The 6,511-nt window shown below is 59.0% G+C and carries 5 protein-coding genes, 1 tRNA gene and 1 pseudogene; 5 read left to right on the plus strand and 2 right to left on the minus strand.

The window, feature by feature from the left end; genetic code table 11:
• Positions 1 to 197: pseudogene (locus HUJ17_RS13535) on the minus strand (imidazoleglycerol-phosphate dehydratase); the annotation flags it as partial.
• A gap of 80 nt (positions 198 to 277) precedes the next feature.
• Between HUJ17_RS13535 and HUJ17_RS13540 the strand changes: the two are divergent.
• Positions 278 to 595, plus strand: a complete 318-nt coding sequence (locus tag HUJ17_RS13540) for an acetyl-CoA sensor PanZ family protein (RefSeq protein ID WP_290511186.1) — start codon at positions 278 to 280, stop codon at positions 593 to 595.
• Positions 596 to 617: 22 nt separating this feature from the next.
• Here the strand turns inward: HUJ17_RS13540 and HUJ17_RS13545 are convergent, their stop codons facing one another.
• The gene (locus HUJ17_RS13545; RefSeq protein WP_290511187.1) at positions 618 to 2,483 is read right to left on the minus strand and encodes a sensor histidine kinase; all 1,866 of its coding nucleotides are present in this window, start codon (positions 2,481 to 2,483) and stop codon (positions 618 to 620) included.
• Between the two features lie 178 nt (positions 2,484 to 2,661).
• On the opposite strand from HUJ17_RS13545, the gene HUJ17_RS13550 reads away from it, so the two are divergent.
• The 4 genes from HUJ17_RS13550 to HUJ17_RS13565 all read left to right on the plus strand — a co-directional run bounded on the left by HUJ17_RS13550 (position 2,662) and on the right by HUJ17_RS13565 (position 6,511).
• The gene (locus tag HUJ17_RS13550; RefSeq protein ID WP_290511188.1) at positions 2,662 to 4,872 is read left to right on the plus strand and encodes an AsmA family protein; all 2,211 of its coding nucleotides are present in this window, start codon (positions 2,662 to 2,664) and stop codon (positions 4,870 to 4,872) included.
• Between the two features lie 111 nt (positions 4,873 to 4,983).
• The gene (mutY, locus tag HUJ17_RS13555) at positions 4,984 to 6,063 is read left to right on the plus strand and encodes an A/G-specific adenine glycosylase (RefSeq protein WP_290511189.1); all 1,080 of its coding nucleotides are present in this window, start codon (positions 4,984 to 4,986) and stop codon (positions 6,061 to 6,063) included.
• 34 nt (positions 6,064 to 6,097) lie between these two features.
• On the plus strand, positions 6,098 to 6,382 hold the full coding sequence (locus HUJ17_RS13560) for an oxidative damage protection protein (protein WP_290511190.1): 285 nt from the start codon (positions 6,098 to 6,100) through the stop codon (positions 6,380 to 6,382).
• A 53-nt stretch (positions 6,383 to 6,435) separates the two neighbouring features.
• Positions 6,436 to 6,511 (plus strand) — tRNA-Phe (locus tag HUJ17_RS13565).

Here is a 6,511-nt window from a genome sequence, read left to right on the forward strand (position 1 = left end):
TGGGCATCGATGTGCAAATCGCCCTTGGCCTTGATCTCGATATCCACCAGGCCATGGCGGGCCACCTGGTCCAGCATGTGCTCCAGGAACGGCAGACCGGTATCCAGTTTGCACTGGCCGGTGCCATCCAGATTGATGGAGACCTGGATCTGGGTTTCCAGGGTGTTGCGCTCAACAGTGGCGCTGCGCTTGCTCATCTATATCTCCAGGGGTTACCCAGGGCAGTGGGCCGGTTATTATACGCACCCTGACAGAGCCTAACCAGCGGAGCAATTCCATGCCGATCAGTGCCGAATCCCACCCCCTGTCGCCGGAACAGGCCGCCACCTTCGATCAGGTACTACGCGATGACCCGCAATACCGGGAAAAACTGGACGCGGCAGTGGCCGCCGGCGACAAACGCCTGTTTGCAGCCCATTTCAACGGCAAGCGCGTGGCGGTGGCGCTGGTAGAAGAAGATCGGCCCGAGCTGGACTGGGTGGTGGTACACCCGGCCACCCGGGGCCGAGGGGTGGGCAAGGACTTCCTGCGCCTGATCGGCCAGCAACTGGGGGCAATCCTGGCTCTGCCGCGGGACTGCAACCCAACACGCTGATCCGTGACCTGGGCGGGACCGTTTACGCCCGCGGCGCCTGCATGTCCGAGAGTGGCAGGCGGATGTGCAGGGTAAAGCCCCGCCCGGGGCCCGGGCTTTGTGCCCACAATTGGCCATCCACCTGCTCAATCATTACCCGGGCCATGGCCAGCGACAGACCAAAGCCTTCCTCGTGATGCCGCGAACCCATCACAAAAAACGGCTCAAGAATATGCTCAAGCTGCTCCGCCGTGGCGCCCTTGCCTTCGTCCCGGATACAAATCTCTGCGTAACCACCAGCCACATCGACTTCACTGGACAGATCCACACTGCCGCCTTCGGCACTGAAACGCAGGGCGTTATCCAGACCAATGGTTAACACCTCCTGCAGCTCACCCTCACAGGCATTAACCCGCAGATTCGGTGACACCCGGTTACGTACAACGATGCCACTTTGCTCAATCCTCCCGGCCTGCTCACGCAAAATCCCATCCAGTATCCACATGGGCTGACAGCTGCCCACCGGAGGGGGCTGATTACGGTCCGACAAATCGAAATAGCGCAGCGATGTGCTAACGATGCCGGTCAGCCGCCGCTGCCCCTTGCGCACCATTGCCCAGACGTCCACATCCTGGTCACCCTGTGAATCCTGGCCCAGAGAGTCTGCCGCGCCTATCCAGTTGATCGGCGTATTCAGCTCGTGACTGATGTACTGCAGGAACATGGACTTGTCCTGGTTCATCTGCTCGATATCGGCCAGATGCCGCTCCAGATTCTGTTGCGCTTCAAAGGCCAACTGTTTGCGCTCGGTCTCCAGAAAGCGAATCCGGTCACCCAGCGCCAACGACAGCATGACTACCACCCACAGGGCGCCAAAATGCGGCAGATAAGGCACGAACACGCTATAGGGCATCAACCCAAGATTGCCCATGGCGAACAGGAAGATAGTCAACAGAAACACCGACCAGGCCAGCACATAGAGCCGTGCCACCCGAAACCCTTGCCGCCAGACCATCCATCCCAGCCAGCTGAATAGCACGATGGTCATCAGCGCAATCGCCGTGGAAAGGTGGTAGGTCCAGGGGGGCTCCATGAGCCACTGCAGCACAAAGGCGCCGCCAACCATTATCAGGTAATGTTTTATCAGCCGATCATAGCGGGGAAAACGCTGCGCCAGTTGCAGAAATTGGCGGGAATACAGGGCCAGGGCCAATGTAATCACATAGGTGCTAAGCCAAAAGTATTCGTTGATTCTGGGCGTTTGCGGCCACAAGTATTGCAACCCAAAACCGCTGACATTGATGTTGAAGAAAATCACCCCGCTCAGGAACATCACGAAGTGCAGATGCACATTGTCGCGCAGAGACAGGTAGAGAAGCAGGTTGTAGACAAGCATGATAACCAGGGAGCCGTAAAACAGGCCCTGCATCAATTGCTCAAGGTATGTGAACTCCACCAGCCCCTTGGCACTATAGAGCGCTGGCATCATGTTCAGGGCGCCCTTGCCGCGCACCTTGAGATAATATTCCTTTACTCCGGGATCGTCGGTTTCCAGGCCAAACACAAAGGCCCTGTGCTTCATGGGCCGCTGGCCAAAATACCGAGTATCCCCCACTTCCAGAGCACTGTAGTTGCCATCCCCGTCAGGCGCATAAAGAGTCAGCTCATCAAGGATCGGATGGCGCTCCACCAGAAACCAGCTTCCATCCACACCGGTAGCATCCACAGCAATGCGTAACCAGAAAGTGCTGCGGGTGAAGCCGAAGTTCAGGGTACTGCTTTCGCTGTTGCGAAAACGGCTGGCAAACTGGTCGCGCACCTGATCCAGAGTCCAGTCTCCTTCCGGATCTTCCAGTATCTGCATGTATTCGCCCAGCAGCACTTTATCCTTGGCATCAGCCAGTGCCACCGTCCTGCTCTGGGCGGCCGTGACCAAGCCGCACCACACAAGAAGAAGCGTCAACACTGAAAATTGGAACTTTTGCAAAGGCCCTTCCCCTAAACTCACACGATCAATGCTAAGTTATCGTCAGTCATTTCCGACTGGTATAATCCGGGTCCATCGTCCAACACGCAAGGAGAGCTCCATGGGACGCTTGATAAAAATTTTTCTGATCACAATTTTTGCCATCATTCTGCTATTAGCCATCGCAGTTTTTGTGATCACCCAGGTGATTGATCCCAACGAGTTCAAACCGGAAATTGAAAAGCAGGCCAAGGAGCAGGCCAATCTGACTCTGGATATCCAGGGCGACCTGGCATGGCAATTCTGGCCATCGCTGGGTGTAAGCCTGGGCCGCACCGAGGCTCGTATCGGCGATGAAGAAGAGCTGTTTGCCGGCCTCGACGCGGCCAGCGTCAGTGTTGCGGTGCTTCCCCTGCTGTACGGCCAGGTCGAAATGGACGGCATCACGCTGGCAGGCCTGGATGTGAATCTGATCGATGGACCGGATGGCGCCAACTGGGAACAAATAGGCCCGCAAACTGCAGCGCAAGAAACGCCGGAAGAAGCAACTACCGCCGCTGACGAGGAAGGCAGCAGCAGTCTGGATATTCCCCTGACCATCCCCAGCGTCGCAGTCACCGACGGCAAGGTGCGCTATCGCAACACCACCGACGGTACCGATATCGTGGTAGAGCATTTCAACCTTAACGCCCAGGATGTCAATCTGGACGAGGCCTTCCCGCTACAGATGTCCCTGCGCTATCAGGACCAGAGCGATATGCGTGTGGACCTGAATCTGGACACCACTCTCACCACCGACCTGGATGCCAACCACTTCATCCTCGATCCGATGACCCTGGACGCCAACATCGCCGGCGCCACCACCATGCCAGTGGATGTGCACCTTGAACAGAAGCTCGACGTGAACCTCAACGAGGACACTGTATCCATCAAGGACCTGCTGCTTACCGCCGCCGGCACCGAAACCCGCGGCAACATCGACATCGCAGCCCTCACTGGCGACATGCAACTCAGCGGCAAACTGGCCACGGCCCCCTTTGACGCCAACAAGGTACTGGAAGCCATCGGCGAAGCCCCCATCGAGACCACCGACAGCAAGGCGCTCAGCAGCATCGCCATGGAGACCACTCTGGCAGGCGAGCCCGGCAGCGTCATGGCCAACCCGCTGAAAATCACACTAGACAGCAGCACTCTCAGCGGCAGCGCCGGCCTGGCCAGCCTGGAAAGTGGCAAGATCGTCTTTGACCTGGCGCTGGACCAGATCACTCTGGATGGCTATATGCCGCCGTCCTCGGATGAATCCGCCACTGCAGCAGCCGGCGGGGGCAAGGAAGGCGGCACCGCCAACCTGTCCACCTCGGAACTGATCCCGGTAGACACACTGCGCCCGCTGGTCATGGATGGCAAACTGCGCATTGGCAACCTGAAATACGACACCATCGACGCCAGTAACCTGAAGTTTGCGGTCTCAGCCAACAACGGCATCCTGCAACTTACTGAAGCCAGTGGCGAAACCCTGGGCGGCAACTTCACCGCCAAGGGCAAACTGGATGCCTCCGGCAAGACCCCGAAGATCACCGCCAGCAACACCGTCACCAGCGTGCAGATTCAGCCTCTGGTGCAACTGGCACTGGAGGATGACCTGGCAAAAGGCATCTTTGCCATGAACGGTAGCTACAGCGCCAGCGGCAACAGCGAAAAAGCGCTGATGGATTCCGCAAAAGGCACCATCGACATGTCCCTGGCGGATGCCACTGTACGCGGCCTCAACCTCTACCAGACCCTGGTGGGCGGCGTGAACGATATGCTTGGCCAGTTCCAGGGCCTGGCGGCTGCCCTGATACCCAACCAGGAATCCGGCAAGCTGCCTAGCGCCCTGTCCGAAGACACCAAGATCGTGGATCTGACCAGCAAGGCCCGTCTGGAGAAAAACGTGGCCTATCTGGACAGCCTCAATGCGGTGCTCAGCAAAGGCGAAATCTCCGGCAACGGCTGGATGAATATTCTCAATCAGGATTTCGACCTGAAAATCGGCATGCAGTCACCGGAACTGGGCACCTCCAAGTACCTGGAGGGCACCACCTGGCCACTGCGTTGTGAAGGCAACCTGGGCGGCAGCCCCGCCAAATGGTGCGGCCCGGACAAATCCGGCTTCAAGGACATCGGCAAACAGGTAGCCGCCAAGGCCGCCCAGCAGAAGCTCAAGGACAAACTGGGTATTGAAGGCGAAGGTGACACCGCCGAGGAAGTGATCAAGGACGCGGCCAAGAAAAAGGCAAAGGAAGAAGTGGACAAGCAACTCAAGGAAGGCCTGAAAAAGCTGTTCAATTAACGCCCGTTCGTACCTGGCCGGAGCGACCAACAAACGCTCCGGCCTTTCCCTCCTCTGACAGCCAAACCATTGCTCTTGCTCTGCCCCGCGTTTCCGGGTACAACTCGCCGCATGCGCAGCCCTTCCCCCATCGATTCCGCCACTTTCAGCGACTCCGTCCTTGCCTGGTACGACCAGCACGGCCGCCAGAGCCTCCCCTGGCAGCATCCTCGCACACCCTATCAGGTGTGGATCTCGGAAATCATGCTGCAGCAGACCCAGGTGAGTACCGTGATTCCATACTTCCATCGGTTCATGGAAAAATTCCCGGATGTGCACGCTCTTGCCAGCGCCGCCCAGGATGAGGTGCTCCACCTGTGGACCGGCCTGGGCTATTACGCCCGCGCCCGTAACCTGCACAAGTGCGCGCAGACCCTCGTCGAGGAATACGCTGGCGACTTCCCCCACACCGTGGAAGAAGTCGCCAGCCTGCCCGGCATCGGCCGCTCCACCGCCGGCGCCATTCTGGCCCAGAGCCGTGGCATCCGCGCCGCCATCCTCGACGGCAACGTGAAGCGGGTACTGGCGCGGCTGCATGCGGTGGAAGGCTGGCCCGGCAAGAAGCCGGTGGAAAACCGTCTTTGGGAACTGGCAGAGCATTACACCCCCCACCAGCGGCTGGCCGACTACACCCAGGCCATGATGGATCTGGGCGCCACCGTCTGCACCCGCGGCACTCCTAACTGCAGCGCCTGCCCGGTACAAAATCACTGCCAGGCCCATGCCAATGACAACCCGCAGGACTATCCCGGCCGCAAGCCGAAAAAAGCCCTGCCGGTGCGCACCACCGTGATGCTGATCCTGCGGGATGCGCAAGGCCGGGTATGGCTGGAACCCCGTCCCTCATCGGGCATCTGGGGCGGCCTCTGGTGCTTCCCGCAGACGGAAGAAATCGATCTTTTCGACGAGGCGCTTGCCCAGCGGGCGCTTAACGCCAGTGACGCCCCACAGGCCCTGCAAGGTTTTCGCCATACCTTCAGCCACTTCCACCTGGATATCACGCCACTGGAAATCCCGGTACAAGTCATCGGCACCCGGGACAGCAACGGTCGCTGGGTAGACCCGGCAGCCCCCGGCGAATTGGGGCTGGCCGCCCCGGTAAAGAAACTACTCGGGCGACTCGACACCCCGCGCCAGACGAGCATGTTATAGTCCCGCCATACCCATTCCGCACCATGGAGACGTTATGAGTCGCACGGTTTTCTGCCGCAAATATCAGAGCGAACAGGAAGGGCTGGAGCGCCCCCCCTTTCCCGGTCCCAAGGGGCAGGACATCTTCGACAATGTATCGCGCAAGGCCTGGCAGGAGTGGCTGCACGAGCAGACCATGCTGATCAACGAAAAACACCTGAACGTGATGGACCCGGAGGCAAAACGCTTTCTGGATGAACAACGTGATCGTTTTCTGAACAATGAGAACTACGAAAAAGCCGAGGGTTACGTGCCTCCTGCTCACGATGCGAACAAATAAACGCTGATGGCTTGACGCCTCCGGCCCGAGCCGCTTTAATACGCGCCCTGATTGCCCGGATAGCTCAGTCGGTAGAGCAGGGGATTGAAAATCCCCGTGTCGGTGGTTCGATTCCGCCTCCGGGCACCA

Origin of the sequence: Alcanivorax sp. (assembly GCF_014762765.1) — a bacterium.
Taxonomy (GTDB): domain Bacteria; phylum Pseudomonadota; class Gammaproteobacteria; order Pseudomonadales; family Alcanivoracaceae; genus Alcanivorax.

Excerpts from the sequence above, each read along its gene's own strand:
- mutY (WP_290511189.1), top strand. The coding sequence starts at position 4,984 with ATGCGCAGCCCTTCCCCCATCGATTCCGCCACTTTCAGCGACTCCGTC.
- HUJ17_RS13560 (WP_290511190.1), top strand. The coding sequence starts at position 6,098 with ATGAGTCGCACGGTTTTCTGCCGCAAATATCAGAGCGAACAGGAAGGG.
- HUJ17_RS13540 (WP_290511186.1), top strand. The coding sequence starts at position 278 with ATGCCGATCAGTGCCGAATCCCACCCCCTGTCGCCGGAACAGGCCGCC.
- HUJ17_RS13550 (WP_290511188.1), top strand. The coding sequence starts at position 2,662 with ATGGGACGCTTGATAAAAATTTTTCTGATCACAATTTTTGCCATCATT.